The sequence below is a fragment of the Ruegeria sp. CF2 genome, from assembly GCF_056537385.1.
The window spans coordinates 730,383-748,460 of the sequence record NZ_JBQFRL010000001.1 but is presented as its reverse complement, the minus strand read 5'-3'; the positions used below and the strand labels follow the sequence as shown (position 1 = coordinate 748,460).

At 59.5% G+C, this 18,078-nt stretch carries 15 protein-coding genes and 1 pseudogene; 14 read left to right on the top strand and 2 right to left on the bottom strand.

Going from position 1 to position 18,078, the window contains the following annotated elements:
- Positions 1-173 precede the first annotated feature (173 nt).
- From ACR0IR_RS03645 to ACR0IR_RS03600, 10 genes and pseudogenes are all read left to right on the top strand, one after another.
- Positions 174-1,187, top strand: coding sequence for a TRAP transporter substrate-binding protein (locus tag ACR0IR_RS03645; RefSeq protein WP_170357472.1), 1,014 nt, complete (start codon positions 174-176; stop codon positions 1,185-1,187).
- 78 nt (positions 1,188-1,265) lie between these two features.
- Positions 1,266-2,435, top strand: a complete 1,170-nt coding sequence (locus tag ACR0IR_RS03640) for a mandelate racemase/muconate lactonizing enzyme family protein (protein WP_480778966.1) — start codon at positions 1,266-1,268, stop codon at positions 2,433-2,435.
- Between the two features lie 16 nt (positions 2,436-2,451).
- The gene (locus tag ACR0IR_RS03635) at positions 2,452-3,294 is read left to right on the top strand and encodes a TRAP transporter small permease subunit (RefSeq protein WP_174819626.1); all 843 of its coding nucleotides are present in this window, start codon (positions 2,452-2,454) and stop codon (positions 3,292-3,294) included.
- A complete protein-coding gene (locus tag ACR0IR_RS03630) occupies positions 3,294-4,916 on the top strand; it encodes a TRAP transporter large permease (RefSeq protein WP_170363743.1) in 1,623 nt (540 codons plus the stop codon). The genes ACR0IR_RS03635 and ACR0IR_RS03630 overlap by 1 nt, the downstream gene beginning before the upstream one ends.
- Before the next feature lie 10 nt (positions 4,917-4,926).
- On the top strand, positions 4,927-5,877 hold the full coding sequence (locus ACR0IR_RS03625; RefSeq protein WP_170363744.1) for a phytanoyl-CoA dioxygenase family protein: 951 nt from the start codon (positions 4,927-4,929) through the stop codon (positions 5,875-5,877).
- A 24-nt stretch (positions 5,878-5,901) separates the two neighbouring features.
- Positions 5,902-7,404: a UxaA family hydrolase gene (locus ACR0IR_RS03620; RefSeq protein ID WP_170363745.1), complete on the top strand. Its 1,503-nt coding sequence runs from the start codon at positions 5,902-5,904 to the stop codon at positions 7,402-7,404.
- Positions 7,401-8,405 (top strand): Gfo/Idh/MocA family protein, encoded by a 1,005-nt coding sequence (locus tag ACR0IR_RS03615; protein WP_170363746.1) that lies wholly within the window; start codon positions 7,401-7,403, stop codon positions 8,403-8,405. The genes ACR0IR_RS03620 and ACR0IR_RS03615 overlap by 4 nt, the downstream gene beginning before the upstream one ends.
- Before the next feature lie 119 nt (positions 8,406-8,524).
- Positions 8,525-9,433 (top strand): annotated as a pseudogene (locus tag ACR0IR_RS03610) (NAD(P)-dependent oxidoreductase); the annotation flags it as partial.
- Positions 9,434-9,436: 3 nt separating this feature from the next.
- The gene (locus ACR0IR_RS03605; protein WP_170363747.1) at positions 9,437-10,318 is read left to right on the top strand and encodes a DMT family transporter; all 882 of its coding nucleotides are present in this window, start codon (positions 9,437-9,439) and stop codon (positions 10,316-10,318) included.
- On the top strand, positions 10,315-11,178 hold the full coding sequence (locus ACR0IR_RS03600; RefSeq protein WP_170363748.1) for a sugar kinase: 864 nt from the start codon (positions 10,315-10,317) through the stop codon (positions 11,176-11,178). Before ACR0IR_RS03605 ends, ACR0IR_RS03600 begins: the two co-directional genes overlap by 4 nt.
- Here ACR0IR_RS03600 and ACR0IR_RS03595 read toward each other — a convergent pair.
- Together ACR0IR_RS03595 and uxaC are read right to left on the bottom strand one after the other, a co-directional pair.
- The gene (locus tag ACR0IR_RS03595) at positions 11,165-12,361 is read right to left on the bottom strand and encodes a mannitol dehydrogenase family protein (RefSeq protein ID WP_170363749.1); all 1,197 of its coding nucleotides are present in this window, start codon (positions 12,359-12,361) and stop codon (positions 11,165-11,167) included. The genes ACR0IR_RS03600 and ACR0IR_RS03595 overlap by 14 nt on opposite strands.
- Entirely contained in the window at positions 12,362-13,705 is a 1,344-nt protein-coding gene (gene uxaC / locus ACR0IR_RS03590) for a glucuronate isomerase (RefSeq protein ID WP_170363750.1), read from the bottom strand.
- Positions 13,706-13,828: 123 nt separating this feature from the next.
- Here uxaC and ACR0IR_RS03585 point away from each other — a divergent pair, with 123 nt between their 5' ends.
- The 4 genes from ACR0IR_RS03585 to uxuA are packed head-to-tail and all read left to right on the top strand — an operon-like array spanning position 13,829 to position 18,070.
- A complete protein-coding gene (locus ACR0IR_RS03585; protein WP_170363751.1) occupies positions 13,829-14,845 on the top strand; it encodes a Gfo/Idh/MocA family protein in 1,017 nt (338 codons plus the stop codon).
- A complete protein-coding gene (locus ACR0IR_RS03580; RefSeq protein WP_170363752.1) occupies positions 14,842-15,843 on the top strand; it encodes a Gfo/Idh/MocA family protein in 1,002 nt (333 codons plus the stop codon). Before ACR0IR_RS03585 ends, ACR0IR_RS03580 begins: the two co-directional genes overlap by 4 nt.
- On the top strand, positions 15,840-16,892 hold the full coding sequence (locus ACR0IR_RS03575; protein ID WP_170363753.1) for a Gfo/Idh/MocA family protein: 1,053 nt from the start codon (positions 15,840-15,842) through the stop codon (positions 16,890-16,892). Before ACR0IR_RS03580 ends, ACR0IR_RS03575 begins: the two co-directional genes overlap by 4 nt.
- A complete protein-coding gene (gene uxuA / locus ACR0IR_RS03570; protein WP_170363754.1) occupies positions 16,889-18,070 on the top strand; it encodes a mannonate dehydratase in 1,182 nt (393 codons plus the stop codon). Before ACR0IR_RS03575 ends, uxuA begins: the two co-directional genes overlap by 4 nt.
- Positions 18,071-18,078: the final 8 nt, after the last annotated feature.

The following is an 18,078-nucleotide window of genomic DNA, read 5'->3' as shown; positions in this document are numbered from 1 at the left end:
CCACTTAGTGTCCTAATCATATTTTCGATTTATTGCAAGAATCTCGAAATTCTTGAAAATTTCATATTTTACTTGTTGCATTCGATTCGACCGCTTAACGTCTAGCAGCGTGTCGACAAGGGAGGCGGCAAGATCTCCTACCCGGCGCACTGCTCAACGTCTGGGAGGACAATATGAAAATAGTCAAGACAGCGGCTGTTGCGGCCGTAGCAACGACGATGGCGGCCGGTTTCGCGGTGGCTGAAACGACCAAGCTGAGAATTCAAACCCATTTCTCGCCCGAGACGCTGTCCGGGCAGATGGCGGCAAAATACGTCGAAGACATCCAGGAAATGTCGAACGGCGAGATCGAAGTCGAGATGTTCTACTCGTCCTCGGTGGTCAAATCGGTCGAAACCTTCGATGCCGCGGCGACAGGCATCCTCGACTGCGACATGACCGGCGGCGGCTATCAGACCGGCAAAAACCCGGCCTTCCAGTTCGCGGGCGATCTGCTGGGCGGTTACCAGAACCCCTATCAGCAAATGGCATGGCTGCTGCACGGTGGCGGCAGAGATGCCGTCAATGACCTGTACAACGGCTACGACATGGAATTCATCGGCTGGTGGATCCCGGGACCGGAATCGCTGGCCTCTACCAAGCCGATTGCCAAGGTCGATGACTTCAAAGACTGGAAATTCCGTTCGCCCCCGGGCCTGGCCACCAAGGTCTTTGCCGAGTTGGGCGCATCGCCGATCGTGATGGACTTCAACGAAATCTTCACGGCTCTGGAAACCGGCATCATCGACGGCGCGGATGCTGCGAACCTGACCAACAACGTGGGTCTGGGTCTGTACGAAATCGCCGGTCACACGAACTATCCCGGCTTCCACTCGATGCCCGCAGACCACCTGGCCTGCCGCAAGGACGTTTGGGACGCGATGCCTGCACATCACAAAAAGATCATGGAAGTCGCGATGGACAGTCTGGCGCTGCACAATGCGACGATCAACGAAGTGCAGAACGCTCAGACCGCCAAGGACCTGAAGGCCAAAGGCGTTCAGCTGTATGAGTGGACGCCGGAAGATCTGGCCGCCTACCGCGCAGCCGTTCAGGTCGGGTGGACCGAGTTCGCTACGACCCCAGAGGCCAAGGCGCTGTTGGAAAGCCACATCAACTTCCTGCGCGATCTGGGCGCAATGCAATAATCGGGCTTCGGCCACTCAACGACAATCGGAAAGGCCGTGCTGACGGCCTCTCCGAATGTGCCCGGGACCCTGCATTTCATGAAAATCACCAAGATCACCAGCCATGTACTGCAGTACGAGATGCCCGAAGTCCTAGGGTATTCGCAGCAGTATTATGACAAGCGCACAACCCATCTGGTCGAGGTTCAAACCGACGATGGCGTGACCGGCTGGGGAGAGTGTTTTGGCCCCGGCAACGTAGCAAGTGCCAACAAATCCATCGTTGAACAGGTCATTCAGCCGATGGTTCTGGGGCTGGACCCTTTGGACAAGGACGTGATCTGGCACAAGGTGTACAACCTTCTGCGAGATCATGGGCAAGGCGGAATGCCGATACAGGCGCTGTCCGGCGTGGACATCGCCCTTTGGGACATCGTCGGCAAGGTGGCCGGTTTGCCGCTGCACAAACTCATCGGCGGCGCGCATCGTACAAGCGTTCCCTGCTACGGCTACGGGATGATGCTGCGGGATGAGCCGATCGCCGACCTTGCCGCCCGGTTCAAGGACGAAGCCGCAACGATCAAGGACATGGGGTTTGTCGCCACCAAGATGAAGACCGGGTTCGGACCCAAACCGGACGTACAGCTGTGCGAGGCGGTGCGTCGCGGGGTTGGCGAAGACTTCCCCTTCATGGTCGACGCAAATCATGCCTACACGACCTCGGACGCGTTTCATGTGGGCCGTGCCTTGGAAGAGCTTGACGCCTATTGGTTCGAAGAGCCGGTGGCCCCTGAGGATCTTGACGGCTATCGCGAACTGCGCGCAGGGCTGAAGGTCAATATCTCCGGCGGCGAGGCTGTGTTCAATCGCTGGGCATGGCGCGCGCTTCTCGAAAACCGCGGTGTCGATATCGCTCAGCCCGAAGTATGCGCGTTGGGCGGAATCTCAGAGTATCTGCGGGTACTTGCGCTGTGCCACGCGCACTTCACCCCGGTCGTCAATCACGTCTGGGGAAGTGCGGTTGCTGTGGCCACCAACCTGCATCTGCTCGCGGCAATGCCGGCAATGCCGGGCGGTCTGCACCCGTGGGAACCGATGTTGGAATTCGACACCACGGACAACAAGTTCCGCGACGATCTGCTGACCGTTCCGCTGGAGATACAGAAACAGGTCAAGGCCAACAACGGCCGCGTGACGATCCCGACCGGCCCCGGATTGGGCGTCGAGCCGGACCTGGAGTTTATCGATCACTACCGGATCGACGGATAAGGACGAGGGCTACGTGATGCAAAAAAACTCAGGCGGAATACTGGAGTGGCTCATCCCGCTCGCCTTCGTCGCGACGGCCAGTTGGCTCGTCTGGCATTTGCCGGCCTTCCTGTTGGACTGGCTGCCCTACACGTCCGAATCTCTGAAAAGCCAGGTAACGGAAATATATCTGCGCAGCGACGTGACGCCCGAAATGACCGGGGTTTTCGGCGGATTTGTCGACATTGTCGATATCGGTGCGCTGATCCTGCTGCCGATCCTTGCGGTGATCGGAACCAAGACCGTCCAGCCGGCCGCGATGGAATACGAGGGTACGACTGCGATGGACCGCTTCGCCCTGTTCATCGGCCGGGTCACGATGATGATGATCGCCATCATGACGGTGGTGATGCTGTACGAAGTCTTCATGCGCTACATCCTCGAGAAGCCGACCGAATGGGCCAACGAGATGACGCTGTGGTTCGCCAGCTTCGTGTTCCTGATGTCCGGCTACTATGCCATGCAGCAACGCAGCCATATCCGGATCTTTCTGCTGTATGATGCGGTTCCTCGCTGGTTGCAGCGCGTGTTCGACACGATCTCGACCATCCTGATCGTGATGTTCGCCTTCTTTCTGGTCTACGGCAGCTATCAGCAGGTCTTCGTCAACAAACTCTACAAATGGGAGCTTTACGGCTCGGCCTTCAACCCGCCGATCCCGGCGACACTGCAGCCCATGGTCCTGATCGTGATCACCCTGGTCGCCATGCAGGCCGTTCTGAACCTGATCGCGGATTGGAACAAAGAACCGGAAATCCACACGGATGAACCGGACGAAGACGAAATTGAAATGATCAAACGAGCGGTGGGACAAGACTGATGGATATTGGAACGATCTCACTCATCCTGATGGTCGCCCTGATCGTGCTTCTGGCGATCGGGATGCCCTTGGGTCTGGCCTCGGCCTCGCTTGCGGTTCTGGTTCTTGTTCTGAAGTTCGAGCCGACACTTCTTTTGAACCCGTTTTCATTCGGCGACGGGATTCTAACCGGACGCCCGGGGACTGGGCCACTCTATATTCTGGCGCAGAAGATATATGGGCTCTTAACGGACTACGTGCTCATATCCGTGCCATTGTTCATCTTCATGGCATCGCTGCTGGAGCGGTCTGGGATCGCGCGCGACATGTATTCGTCGCTGAACGTCTGGCTGTCCAGAACACGTGGCGGCATCGCGATCGTAACCTCGATCATGGCGGTGATCATGGCGGCCATGTCCGGCATCATCGGTGGTGAGGTTGTCCTGCTGGGCCTGATCGCTCTGCCCCAGATGCTGCGCCTCGGCTACGATCAGAACCTCGCGATCGGTGTGATCTGCGCCTCGGGGTCGCTGGGGACCATGATCCCGCCCTCGATCGTTCTGATCATCTATGGGCTGATCACCGAAACCTCGATCAAATCGCTGTTCACCGCGTCTTTTATTCCGGGCTTCATGCTGGCCTCGATGATCATCCTGTACATCATCATCCGCACGCAGTTGAATCCTCATCACGCTCCGCTGCCGGAACCGGATCCGAACGACCCCGAACCGGCCGAAAAACGCAAACTGTTTGCCGCCTTCATGAGCATCGTCGTCGCCGGGTTTTCCACCGTTCTGTTTATCCGGGCCGCGTTTTTCGAGCTTTCCGGCTCGAACGCTGCCAGCCAGGGCGAGCCCGCACGGCTGGGTACCGCTGACTACCTGCCTTGGTTTGCCGGCATCACCATCGTCGCCCTTCTGCTGATCTTCTTTGTCTTTGGGAAACAGCGTGCAAAAATCGGCTGGGAAATGGGCAAAGGCCTCGTCGCGCCGCTGGTCGTCATCGGCGTCGTACTCGGCTCGATCTATGGCGGGATCACAGGCATCACCGAGGCTGCAGGCATGGGCGCCTTCGCCGTTCTGATCATCGCCATCCTACGCGGCGAAGGATCGTTCGAACTGGTTTGGGACAGCTTGATGCGGACGCTCAAATCCACAGGCACCATCATCTGGGTTACGATCGGGGCCGCCGCGCTGGCGGGTGCCTACACCATTGCTGGCGGACCCCAATACGTGGCCGATCTGATCGTCGGGCAGGACCTGCCGACCATGCTGGTCATTCTGGTGATGATGCTGATCCTGCTGTTCATGGGCGCATTCATGGATTGGGTCGGCATTGTGCTTTTGATCATCCCGGTATTTCTGCCGATCGTCCTGCGCCTTCCCATCGAGGAAATCGGACTCATCGGTCAGTTGCAGCCCAGCCATGTCGCGATCTGGTTTGGCGTCGTGTTCTGTATGAACATGCAGGTCAGCTTCCTGTCGCCCCCGTTCGGCCCGGCTGCGTTCTACCTGAAATCGGTGGCCCCGCCGCATATCAGCCTGACGGATATCTTCCGCGGCTTCCTGCCATTCATCGGGATCCAGCTGCTGGCACTTTCCGTTCTTCTGATCTGGCCGGGCATCATCGCGCTGTTGTTGTGAGGTCGAACCCATGCTGACACAAGATCAGATTGGCAAGTTCCAGACGGACGGATACCTCGTGGTCGAGGATGTAATTCCCGGTGACGTCCTTGATCGGGTGCAAGCCGAATACTCGGATGTCCTGCACCGGCTCTATGAGGGTTGGTACGAAAAAGGGCTGGTCAAGGACGAACCTTCACGAATGACTTTCTGGGACAAACTTCTGTCCGCCTATCAGGCCGGTTGCGACTATTTCCAGCCGCTGGACATCTCATTGCCCGGCGACCGGATCATGGCTGACACACCGTTCCATATTGGACCCGCAGTGTTCGACTTGCTGACGGCCCAGCCCATGCTTGACATCGTCGAGCAGTTGATCGGGCCAGAGTTGGTCAGCAATCCGATCCAGCACGTTCGGCTGAAGCCCCCTGCCCTCAAGCTGTCCAAGGACGAGGTGCGGGCGCACATAACCGCAACGGACTGGCATCAAGACCGGGCAGTTGCGTTGGAGGATGCGGACCAGACCGACATGGTCACGGTTTGGATTGCCGTCAACGATGCAACGATCGAGAACGGCTGCCTGCAAGTGCTGCCAAAGGCACAGGACCAATCCATCCTGCCGCATTGCGCGCGCACGCAGACAGGCATTGCCGACGGGTTTATTGACGAAGACCGAGCCGTGCCCTTGCCCGTCAAGGCGGGCGGGGTCATCCTGTTTCACCCGCTGACGCCACATGCGTCGCTGGTCAACGAAACGGACCGGTTCCGCTGGTCGTTCGACATCCGCTTCAGTGCGGCAGGCCAACCCACCGGTCGAGACCATTTCCCCAGCTTCATCGCAAGATCCAGATCGCGCCCCGAAACCGAGCTGCGGGATTGGCGTGTCTGCAAATCCAATTGGGAGGCGGCGCGAGCAAGGCTGTCCGGACAGCCGCATATAGATATTCACCGGTGGACATCGGACTCGCCGTTCTGCGCCTAGCTGCAGCCGCCAGGAAAGCTGATTATGACTTTTGTACGTTTAGATCGAACGGATAGTGTGGTGGTTGCAACTCGGCTGCTGGAGGCCGGCAGTGTGGTTGAAGGCGTCACGACCAATGCGCGCATCCCATCGGGCCACAAGATCGCCACGGCGACCCTTGCACCCGGCGATCCGGTCAGAAAATACGCCCAGATCATTGGTTACGCGACCCAACCGATCGAACCCGGCGATCATGTACACACCCACAATGTCGAGTTCCGAAACACCAGCGTGGACTATGAGTTTGCGACGGATCACAGGCCTATGAGACCCGCCACCTCGGTCGATACGTTCATGGGCTACCATCGGGACAGCGGTCGGGTCGGCACGCGCAATTACATTGCGGTTCTGACCACCGTGAACTGTTCTGCTACGGCGGCCCGCATGATCGCTAACCACTTCACGTCGGACAAGCTTGCCGCGTATCCGAATGTCGACGGCGTGGTGGCCTTTGTCCACGGAACGGGCTGCGGAATGGCAGATTCCGGCGACGGTTTCGAAGCTCTTCAACGGGTCATGTGGGGGTTTGCAAAACATCCCAACCACGCTGCCGTTCTGATGGTCGGTCTGGGCTGCGAAATGAACCAGATCGACTGGCTGCTGGACGCATATGGGTTGAAGCAGAGCCCAACCTTCCAGACGATGAACATCCAAAACGTTGCCGGGTTGCGTCGGACCGTGGAAATGGGCATCAGCAAGATCAACCAGATGCTGCCCATTGCCAATGAGGCAAAGCGCAGAGAAGCCCCGGCGTCTGAACTGATGGTTGCGCTGCAATGTGGTGGATCGGACGCTTGGTCCGGTGTGACGGCGAACCCGGCGCTCGGACATGCCTGCGACCTGTTGGTCGCTCAAGATGGCACGGGTGTCCTCGCGGAGACGCCCGAAATCTACGGAGCCGAACATCTTTTGACCCGCCGTGCCCTTGACCGCGCAACTGGGGAAAAACTGATCGGACTGATCGATTGGTGGCAGGACTATACCGCCCGCAATCACGGCTCGATGGACAACAACCCCAGCCCCGGCAACAAGCAAGGGGGTCTGACGACCATCCTCGAGAAATCGCTGGGGGCAGCGGCGAAGGGCGGAACCACCCCTCTGACCGGTGTATTCAAATACGCCGAACCCATCACCACCAAAGGCTTCACCTTCATGGACAGCCCCGGATACGACCCGGCCTCGGTGACCGGGCAGATCGCGGCCGGGTGCAACCTTGTGTGTTTCACCACGGGGCGCGGGTCGGCCTTTGGGTCCAAACCGGCACCGACGCTGAAAATCGCCACCAATTCCGAATTGGCGGCGCGCATGCCCGAAGACATGGACGTGGACGCGGGCGACATCCTGACCAAAGGCGTCAGCGTCGAAGAAAAAGGACAGGAGATATACCGACGGCTGCTCCAAGTCGCCTCGGGCGCGCGAACCAAGTCGGAGGCGCAGGGCTTGGGTGACTACGAATTCGTTCCCTGGCAAATCGGAGCGGTGATGTGAAACGGATCCTCGTAGCCGGCGGCGGATTGATCGGTATCCGCCACGTCCGCGCCGTCATTGAGCATCCCGGCTGCACGTTGGTCGGGTTGGCCGATCCGGATGGCTCGATCCAGATCGACGCGCCGCGTTTTGCCAGTATGGACGAGGTGCAGGACACAGTGGATGGTGTCATCATCGCGACGCCGACCCGCCTGCATGCCGAACATGGCATTCTGGCCGCATCCCGCGGTTGGAATATGCTGATCGAAAAGCCGGTTGCCGCATCGGTCGATGATGCCCTGCGCCTTAAGACGGCCGTGAGCGAGGCCAATGTCCGCAGCCTGGTTGGCCATCATAGGCGGTACCACACAAACTTGCAGTACCTGAAGGAGGTGATCGCGCAAGGTACGATCGGACGAGTCATCAACGTCTCGTTGCTGTGGGCCATGCGTAAACCCGACAGCTATTTTGAACAGAACTGGCGGACTTCCGACGGCAGCCCGGTGATGATCAATCTCGTGCATGATATCGATGTCCTGCGCTTTGTGATCGGAGAAATCTCGGAGGTTGTCGCCCTGCCCGGCGCGTCGATCCGCGGATCGGATCGGATCGAAAGCGGCGCTGTCGCGATCGCATTCGAAAACGGCGCGACGGGTACCATCAGCTTTGCCGACACCGCGCCCAGCCCTTGGGGGTTTGAAGCCGGAACCGGCGAAAATCCGAACATTGGCACGACCCGCCAGGACATGATGTGGATCACGGGAACCAGAGGCGCCTTCAGTTTTCCATCCATGACCCTGTGGCGCGGACAGGATTGGGGCACTGCGGCCCAAAAAGACCAACTTCCAAGGCCGGGCCAGACACGCACACCGCTGGAGGCGCAACTGGATCACTTCCTTGACGTGATCGATGGCGCCCCACCTTTGATCGACGTCGAGGATGCAGCCCGGACGCTCGAAGTCACATCACGCATCGAACAGGAGCTGAAGGCGCGAACGGCCCGAGCGCGGGCGCCGGCCTGACTGAGGCGCGGCAGGGCAAAATATCGGCACAGTCAAAAAACCAATGACTATTCCCCGGGCAATATGAGCAATCAGACTGCAAATCCGCCCGCGACAGACACAAGAATGAAAACCAGACATATTCACGGAAAGGGAAACCAATGAGCAAACCATCAATCGGGTTTATCGGCCTGGGACTCATGGGCGGAGCCATGGTGAGCCGGCTGTTGGACCAGGGATACTCGGTCACGGTGTTGGGAAACCGCGACCGCACACATCTGGACGCCGCGATTGACCGGGGCGCCCGCGAGGCGCAAAACGCGCGGGAACTGGCTCAGGCCAGCGACATCGTGATGCTGTGCATGGGAACGTCCGAGCAGGTCGAAGGCCGTATGCGCGGTGCTGATGGAGTGATCGCGGGACTGAAGCCCGGGGCGATCGTCATCGACTTTGGCACCTCGCTTCCGGGCAGTACACGCGCCCTGGCCGAGGAGGTTGCCGCAGCCGGCGGAAGCTACCTTGACGCGCCACTTGGCCGGACGCCGTCGCATGCGCTGGAAGGCAAGCTCAACATCATGACGTCCGGCGACAAGGCTGCCTTCGACAAGGCCGAGCCGACACTCAAGGATTTGGGCGAAAACGTCTTTTACCTGGGCCCTGTCGGATCGGGACATACGATCAAGCTGATCAACAACTTCTTCGGAATGACGGTCGCGAACGCGATGGCTGAAGCCTTTGCCATGGCTGACATCACCGGCGTTGACCGCAAGCAGCTGTATGACGTTATGGCCGCAGGGCCGCTGCATTCCGGCATGATGGATTTCGTCAAAGCCTACGGTGTCGAGAATGATCCAAACCAGCTGGCCTTCGCCATCAAGAACGCGGCAAAAGACCTTGGGTATTATGATCGAATGGCGCGCGAGGCCGGTGTTACCAGCGTGATGTCGCAGGGCGCGCTTTCCGCGCTGAACGACGCGCGCGACCACGGTCAGGCGGATGACATGGTCAGCCAGATGGTTGACTACTACGTCAAACGTTTCAACACCTGATCTATGGCCGTCACCGCCAACCCCAACGCGGACCTGCCGCGCCTTGGCATCGTGCTGATGCTGACGGCGTGGCTGTTCTTTTCGCTGGTGGACCTTGGGGCCAAATGGTTGGCGTTGGCCGGCGTGTCGGCATTTCAGTTGGCTTTCATGCGTTATGCAGGGCACTTCGTGATCTCAGTGGGCGTGATCGCCAAGGGCGGGATTGAGGCCAGCCGGTTCAAGACCGACCATCCATGGCAGGTCATTAGCCGGGCCTTACTGCTGATCTCAGCAACCGTTTTCAATTTTTATGCCCTGCGGTTTTTGCCCCTGACTGTCGTGTCGGCAATCATGTTTTCCAGCCCGGTCATTGTGTGTTTTCTGTCCGTCTTTGTGTTGAAAGAAAGCGTGGGCCCATGGCGTTGGGCGGCCATCATCCTCGGTTTTCTAGGGGTGTTGGTTGTCGTGCGGCCGTTTGGTTCGGCATTTCATCCGACCATGCTGCTGATCGTCTACAATGCCACCGCGTTGGCCTTGTACTCGATCATGACGCGCAGGCTGTCGGGGGTTGTTGCCGTGGACACCATGCAATTCTACCTCGGGCTTACTGGGACGGTGGTCCTGCTGCCGTTCGCCATCTGGTTTTGGATCCAACCGGAAAACACCTGGAGCCTGATCGTCCTGATCAGTCTTGGCGTCTTTGGGTGGTGCGGGCATCAACTGCTGACGAACGCGCATCGGTTCGGAACGGCGAACCAGCTGATGCCATTTACCTATTCGTTCCTGATCTATGTTGCGATCTGGGGTTATCTGTTCTTTGACACGGTACCGGACACATTCACGTTGGCAGGGGCTGCTCTGATCATGGTTGCCGGTCTCATCATCTGGAAAAGAGAAAAGAAATGACGCGAATTGCCTGCATCGGCGAAGCAATGATTGAATTGTCCATGCTGGAAACCGGCGCAAAGGTGGGTGTCGCGGGCGATACGCTGAACACGGCCATCTACATGCACCGCGCAGCGCCTGACCTGCAGGTGGAGTATGTGACATGTTTGGGCGACGACCCGTTCTCGGGGCGCATCGCGGACTTCATCGCCAGTCATGGCATCGGGACATCCGGCATCCGCATCATTCCGAACGCCTCTCCGGGCCTGTACGCGATCACGACCTCTGCGGATGGGGAACGCAGCTTTACCTATTGGCGCAGTGAAGCGGCCGCCCGCCAGCTTTTTGCCAATCACGATTTCAGCTCGTTGAACGGCTATGACGTGCTGTACTTGTCGGGGATTTCCGTGGCCATTCTTCCGCATTCGGTAAGGCTTGCGCTTCTGGACTGGCTCGAAGGCGCTTCAGTCCGGTTGGTCTATGACAGCAACTTTCGTCCACGTCTTTGGGATAGCGTTGAACACGCCCGGCAGATCAACCAACGGCTTTGGCGGCGTGCGGACATCGCCCTGCCATCCATCGACGACGAGATGGCACTGTTCGGGGAAAGCGCCGAACAGGTGGCGGCGCGCTTTGCGGGTCATCACGGAATCGGCGCGTTGAAGCGCGGAGAGAATGGCCCCCTGTCCATTGGTCAGAGCATTGACCAAACCTATGAGCCTGCCAAAAACGTGCTGGATACGACCGCGGCGGGCGACAGTTTCAACGGTGGGTACCTCGCGGCGTTGCTGACGGGAAAAACACAGGCCGAGGCCCTGATGGCTGGACACAATCTGGCATCCACCGTCGTTCAGTTCCGCGGCGCGATCATTCCCGGATAAGCGGCGCGAGATCCTCGGCTCCGACAAGACGCAAAAGCGGCACTAGCGGATCTGGCTGCTTGGCAGCCAAAGCGATTTCCGACGCGCAAGGATCGTTCAGCGCCCGACCTTTGGCGGTCTCGGACATGCAATATGAGACCCAGGCCCGCATCCCCGCGATCACCGCCTGAGAGCCGGTCTCACGAAGTGTAGGAACAAACCGATAGGGCAGCTTCTGGCTTCCATCCATCGCGATTTGGTCCAGACGATGCGCCAACTCGGGGTTTTCAAAGCGGCGCAACAGAGCCTCGGCATAGTCCGGAACCTGTGCTTGCACCGCAGCCGGCAGCGTTGCGCCCGCATCTTTCATCAACTCGGAAACCAGCGGGCGCAGAACCGGGTCTCGAACCGCCTCGTGGACGTAGGTCAGGCCCCGCTCCAACCCGGCATACGCCAACAGAGAATGGGCCCCATTCAACATGCGCAGCTTTCGCATCTCGTGCGGGGCCACGTCATCGACCAGTTGCACGCCCGGCCAATCCGGATGCGGTCCGGCAAAATTGTCTTCGATCACCCACTCAGAGAACGCCTCGGTCGGAACGGCCATGGGATCGCCGCTGATTGCGCGAACTGCGTCCGTGGTGGCCGGGGTGATCCGGTCGACCATCGCGTTGGGAAAGCGAACGGCGTCCCAATTGACGTCCAGACCGGCTGCTTTCGCGAAATCGAAAACGGCCGTTTCGAGCGTTTTTCCGTTCTCCATACGATTGTCGCAGCTCAGCACCGTCACTGGCTTGCGCCGTTCCGCCAGACCAAAGGCAAGAAACCCGATCAGAGTCGCGGGCCCCTGCCCTGCCAGATCGGCGGCAATCGCCGGGTCCAGAAGGTTCAGCTTACCCGCAGCATCCAGGTGATAGCCCTTCTCGGTCACGGTCGCCGAGATGATCTCGGCATCCGCAATCGCATCAAAAATCGCTGCGCGATCCCCGGGCGCGACCAGAACGTCGCGCAGAGCTTTGATGCGCCGGACGCCCTGCCCCTGTACGCACAGATCGTACTCGAAACCCTGTCGGGCCAATCCATCCCGAACCGAGGATGAACGCAGGCTGACGCCGACAACGTCCCATCCGCCCGCTTGATCGGTGTAGTCCAGCAAATGCGCCCGGGCAAAGTTGCCGAGGCCGAAGTGAAGAATTGTCCCCATCTAGCTTTGCAATCCATAAACCTGTTTCGCCAGATCGACCGCCAGCAACCGAGCAAGATGCTCGGCACTGTCCCGACCGAAGTAACCACGCGCAACCTGCTCGGCCAAATGAATCGCCACGCCCCGCCGCCAAAGGTCGTGTCGTGCAGGAATGGACAGGAAAGCCCGCGTGTCGTCATTGAATCCGGCCAGATTGTAGTATCCGGCCGTTTCAACGACCTGATCAAAATACCGCGCAATCCCGGCCGGACTGTCATGGAACCACCAAGGCGGCCCGATCCGAAGGCACGGCCAATGTCCCGCCATAGGGGCCAGTTCACGGGCGTAGGTGCCTTCGTCCAATGTAAAGAGTATGATGCGCAGTTCGGGCGAGTTTCCGACCCGGTTCAACAGCGCCTCAAGGCCCGTGACCCAATCCATCGCGATTGGAATGTCGGCCCCCTTGTCACGTCCGAAGTTCCGCATTACCGCGTCGTTCGTGTTGCGTTTGCTGCCTGCATGTATCTGCATGGTCAGACCATCATCGACAGACATCTGCGCCATTTCGATCAGCATATGCCCATAGAAACGGCGGGCGTCCTGTTCGGTCCCTTCCCGCCGTCTCAACCGCTGGTACAGCGCATCCGGGTCCTCCAGCCACTCGGTCTGTACACGTTCGATACCGTGGTCGGTGGCGGTACAGCCCAGTTGGATGAAATAAGCTCGCCGCATCCGCAGTGCGTTGAGATAGCCATCATAGCTGTCCAGATCGCAGCCTGTCAGCTCGGCCAACTTGTTCAGGTTCTGCACGAACTCCGGGTCCGCCCCATCCAAAACCCCGTCCGGGCGGAACGTCGGAACAACCCGCCCGCCCCAACCGCTTGCACGGATCTCCTGATGCTGTGTGAGAGTGTCGAGAGCCGAATCCGTAGTGGCCAGAACCTCGATCCCGAACCTGTCGAACAAAGCCCTCGGGCGAAAATCGGCTTGCGCCAACTTTTCCGCGATCTTGTCGTAGATCAGATCTGCGGTGCGCGACGACAACTCCTCGGACACGCCCAGCGTTTCATGCAGCACGTAGTTCATCCAGATCCGGGAAGGCGTTCCCAGAAACAGATGCCAGTGCTCGGCAAAGGTACGGAAAACGGCGCGAGGATCCTTCTTTCGCCCCTCTTCCCCAACGCCGAGTTCCGACAAGGGAACGCCCTGCGAATAGAGCATACGGAACACGTAATGGTCGGGAACCACCAGCAGCTCTGCCGGGTTGGGAAACGGCGCATCGGATGCAAACCACCCCGGATCGCAGTGACCATGCGGAGATACGATCGGCAGGTCCTTGATGCCCAGGTACAGGTCTTCTGCCATCCCATTCAAATTGCCAGTCAATTCTGCCTCCGATACTGCTACCGTCAATTGTTAACACAGTTTTTAATGGTTGCATCTTTCCCGTTCGAACCCGCAGACTGACCGGGTGATCCGGGGGATTGAATGAATATTGCGCTGATTGGTTTGGGGATGGTTTCGGGCACGCATGTCGCCGCCATTCGGGCATCGGATCAAGGCCTCAGTCTTGCCGGAGTCCTCGGGCGCAATCCCGACAAGGCAGCTGCGTTCGCGCGGCGAAACGAAACCCGCGCATTCGTCTCGGTCGAGGAAATCGCAAACGACCCAAAGGTCGACTTTGCGATCATCGCAACCCCACCCGATCAGCGCACAGAGTTGGTACGGATTCTTTCGACCGCGTCGAAACCGATCCTGATGGAAAAGCCTATCGAAAGAACGCTGGGCGCCGCGAAAGCCATTGTCGAGCAGTGCGAGGTGTCGGGCGTGCCGCTGGGCATCGTCTTTCAGCACCGCGCCCGCGCCGCTTCGCAGGCGCTGAAATCAGTCATTGAACAGGGTGAGCTGGGCGCGATCGCCACAGTGGAGATCCGTGTCCCCTGGTGGCGTGGTCAGAGCTACTATGACGAGCCGGGTCGCGGCACTTACGCACGTGACGGAGGCGGCGTCATGATCTCGCAGGCGATCCACACGCTTGACCTTGCGATGTGGCTGCTGGGGCCGATCTCGAACATTCAGGCCGTGATGAGAAGAACTCCTCTACACGATCTCGAGGCCGAGGATTGGGCGGGTGCAGTCTTTGAAATGGACAACGGCGCGGTGGGAACGTTGATGGCAACTACCGCCGAATATCCCGGGGCTGCTGAGTCCATCACGATCCAGGGCACCCTAGCCAAAGCGCATCTGGAGTCCGGTGTCCTGACCGTGACCACTTTCGACGGCCGGAAATCCACGGTCGGCGAAACCGCCGCCACAGGCGGAGGGGCCGATCCCATGGCGTTCACACATGCCTGGCACCAGGCGGTCATCGAGGACTTCGCCAAGGCCGTTTCCAGTGGAACAAAACCTATGGCCACCGGACGCAGTGCCCTTTTGACCCACGCCGTCATCGACGCGATGCAGATCGCCAATCGAACCGGCCAGAAAACACGAGTCATCTCATGAGCCTGACCTGCGTCGCCCTTGGTCTCGACCACCGCCATATCTATGGCATGACGGAAAACATGCGCAAAATCGGCGTGGACTGCATTGGCTATTGGACACAGGGCGATCCGGAGACGCTGGCGGGATACGTAAAAAGGTTTCCCGATATTCCGCGGCTGGCCCAACTGGAAGACGCCCTGACCTGCGGGGCGGATCTGGCGCTGATTTCAGCTATACCGGCAGATAGGGCGGCGTTGGCGGTCCGCGCGATACAGAACGGCATGGATGTCATGAGCGACAAGCCGGGCTGCACGACGTTGGAACAACTCGACCAGATCAAAAGAGCGGTCGCAGACACCGGTCGGATCTGGTCGGTGAACTTCTCGGAGCGGTTCGAAACGCCCGTCAGCACCCGGGCCACTGAGCTGGTCGCGGCCGGTGCCATCGGGCGCGTGATCCAGACGGTCGGACTTGGCCCGCACCGATTGAACCGGGCAACCCGGCCGGAGTGGTTTTTTCAGCGCGACCGCTACGGCGGTATTCTGACCGACATCGCCTCGCATCAGATTGACCAATTTCTGCATTACACAGGTTCGGAAACCGCTGAAATCACAAACGCTTATGTGGCGAACTACGCAAACCCGAGCGATCCCGGATTGCAGGATTTCGGCGAGATCAATCTGCGCAGCGAGAATGGAACCGGGTACATCCGGGTTGACTGGTTTACGCCGGATGCCTTGCCAAACTGGGGGGATGGTCGTCTGACGATCCTGGGCACCGAAGGCTATGTCGAGTTGCGGAAATACGTCGACGTGGGTGGAGCCACGGGGACAGATCATCTGATCCTCGTCAACGGAGAAACCTGCCAAAAGATCGACGCATCCGACGCCGGCCTCCCCTACTTTGCGCGCCTGGCCGATGACATTCGCAACCGGACTGAAACCGCAATGACGCAGACCCACTGCTTTACAGTCATGGAACTGGCACTGCGCGCGCAGGAAATGGCGGAACGCGGATGATCAACGTTGCGATCCTCGGCGCAGGTATCGGTGCGCAACATCTGGACGCTTTGGAACAACTTGACGGCACCTTTCGCGTAGCCGCCGTGGTCGACCAGAACACGGACCGGATCGAACAGATACGGCAGAACTCGGGTTTTCGAGCATTGACCAACATTCAGGATGCTCTGGATGATCCGGCGATTGATGTCATCGACATCTGCCTGCCGCCGCATCTGCATGTACCAACCACGCTTGCGGCACTGGCCGCAGGAAAACACGTTGTCTGCGAAAAGCCTCTTGCGACCTCGATGCGGGATGTGGATCGGATCACGGCAGCCGCACGCAACGCTGGCAAGCATGTGTTTCCGGTTTTTCAATACCGGTGGGGCCCATCACTGGCCCAATTGCGCCACCTGCAGCGCGCAGGCCTGACCGGAGCGGTCCAAACTGCCGCGCTTGAAACCCATTGGTCCCGAGGGGCGGACTATTACGCGGTGCCGTGGCGGGGAACATGGGCCGGTGAACGCGGCGGCGCGGTTCTGGGCCATGCCATCCACAACCATGATCTGCTGACACATATCGCGGGCGATATCGCCTGGGTGTCTGCAATGACCACAACGCGGGTCAACCCGATCGAGACCGAAGACTGTGCCGCAATCTGCTTTGGCATGGCTTCCGGAGCCTTGTGCACAAGCAATATCACCCTGGGCGCTGCCACGGACGAAACCCGCCTGCGGTTCGTCTTTGAAAAACTGACCGCCACTTCTGGCACCGAACCCTATGCCCCGGGTCAAACGCCCTGGTCATTCGTCGCGCGGGACCCGGCGGATCAAGCCGCTATCGACGCGGCTCTTGCAGCCGCCGCTGCCGAGCCAACGGGGTTCGAAGGGTTTTTTGCCGAAGTCGGCAAAGCGCTGCGGTCCGAGGCAAATTCGGCCGTTACGCTGAAGGATGGCGCTGCGTCCATCGGCCTTGTTACGGCGATTTATCACGCGGCGCGCACCGGGCAGCGCGTTGCCCTTCCCATCAGGCCCGATCACCCGCTGTATGAAGGATGGCTGCCATGAAACAATGCTGGCGTTGGTTCGGACCCGAGGATCCGATCGCCCTGGCCGATCTCCATCAGGTCGGGGTTCAGGGAATCGTCACCGCGCTGCATCACATCCCGCCCGGACAGCCTTGGGATGAACAGAGCATCGCCGACCGGCAGGCCGTTCTGGCCGCGGCCGGGTACAGTTGGGACGTTGTCGAAAGCCTGCCCGTATCGGAGGCGATCAAGACGCAGTCGGCAGACATGGCCGAGCATCTGCAGGCGTACAAGTCCAGCCTCAGGGCCCTGTCCGTCCGTGGCGTCAAAGTTGTTTGCTACAACTTCATGCCGATCCTGGATTGGACGCGCACCGCCCTTCGTGCCCCACAGCCGCATGGCGGAACGGCCATGCTGTTCGACCTGACCGATTTCGCAGTTTTTGACATACATATTCTCGAACGTCCGGGCGCGTCCGAAGACTATTCCGGCGACGTCCGCCAAGCGGCCAAGGATCGCTTCATGCGCATGTCGGATGTCTCCAAGGCCCAGTTGCAGCACAATGTCACCGCGGGGCTGCCCGGCGCCAACGATCAGTGGAGCGTAGAGGACGTGCGCGGCTTGCTGCAGACATATGCCGAGATAGACCGTGACCGGCTGCGCGCAAACCTCATCGACTTCCTGTCTGAAGTCGCCCCGGTCGCCCAAGAATTGGGTTTGCGCTTGTGCTGTCATCCCGATGATCCGCCCTTCTCGCTGCTCGGTCTGCCGCGGGTCATGTCCAGTACCGAGGACTACGGCGCCGTACTGGATGCGGTTGATATGCCCGCGAACGGCGCAACCCTGTGTACCGGATCGCTGGGTGTTTCCCCTGAATTCGATGGGCCGGAGTTCGTGCGCAGGCATGGCGGCCGGATTCACTTTGTTCACTTGCGAAACACCCGGCGCATCGCGGGGTCAGACAGCCAGAAGCCGGATTTCTATGAGGCTCCGCATCTGGAGGGCGACACCGACATGGTCGGCACCATTCGCGAGTTGATGAACGAACAGCGCCGCCGCATATCTCAAGGGCGGGACGACTGGAAAATTCCAATGCGGCCCGACCACGGACAAGAGCTGCTGAGCGATCTGGGCGGACACAGCACTCCCGGCTATCCACTGATCGGACGCATGCGCGGGCTGGCGGAACTGCGCGGCATTATGGCGGCGTTCTCATAACGCGTCCG